The sequence below is a fragment of the Mycobacterium colombiense genome (genome assembly GCF_001665835.1).
GTDB classification, from domain to species: Bacteria; Actinomycetota; Actinomycetes; order Mycobacteriales; family Mycobacteriaceae; genus Mycobacterium; species Mycobacterium colombiense_A.
In genome coordinates, this window is the sequence record NZ_LZSX01000059.1 from 1 (window position 1) to 678 (window position 678).

Sequence of the window (678 nt, forward strand, 5' to 3'; positions counted from 1 at the left end):
TGCGCCTACTTCGAGCGCGATGACATGACGCTCGAAGAGGCCCAAATTGCGAAGTTCGATCTTGCGTTGGGAAAGCTGAACCTCGAGCCAGGGATGACGCTGCTGGACATCGGTTGCGGCTGGGGCGGCGCGCTGAAGCGGGCGGTTGAGAAGTACGACGTCAATGTGATCGGGATTACGCTGAGCCGCAACCAGTTTGAGTACAGCAAGAACATGCTGGCCGGATTGCCGACGAACCGCAACATCGAGGTGCGCCTGCAGGGCTGGGAAGAGTTTGAGGACAAGATCGATCGGATTGTGACGATCGGCGCCTTCGAGGCATTCAAGATGGAGCGCTATCCTGCATTTTTCGAACGCGCCTACGACGTCCTTCCCGCTGACGGCCGGATGCTCTTGCACACGATTTTGGCGTACACCCAGAAACAGCTGCATGAACGCGGCGTTTCGTTGACGATGAACGATATCCGGTTCGCGCGATTTATTGGCACAGAAATTTTCCCCGGTGGGCAATTGCCTGCACAGGAAGACATTTTCAAGTTCGGCGAGGCCGCGGGCTTCTCTGTTGAGAAAGTTCAGTTGCTGCGCGAGCACTACGCGCGAACCCTCAACATTTGGGCGGCCAATCTGGAAGCCAATAAGGAAAAGGCGATCGCCATCCAGTCCCAAGAGGTCTACGAC

At 56.6% G+C, this 678-nt stretch carries 1 protein-coding gene; it reads left to right on the forward strand.

Annotated features, from left to right (window positions below):
• The coding region (locus tag A5760_RS11745; RefSeq protein WP_064880848.1) for a cyclopropane mycolic acid synthase family methyltransferase at positions 1 to 678 on the forward strand (678 nt) is incomplete at both ends.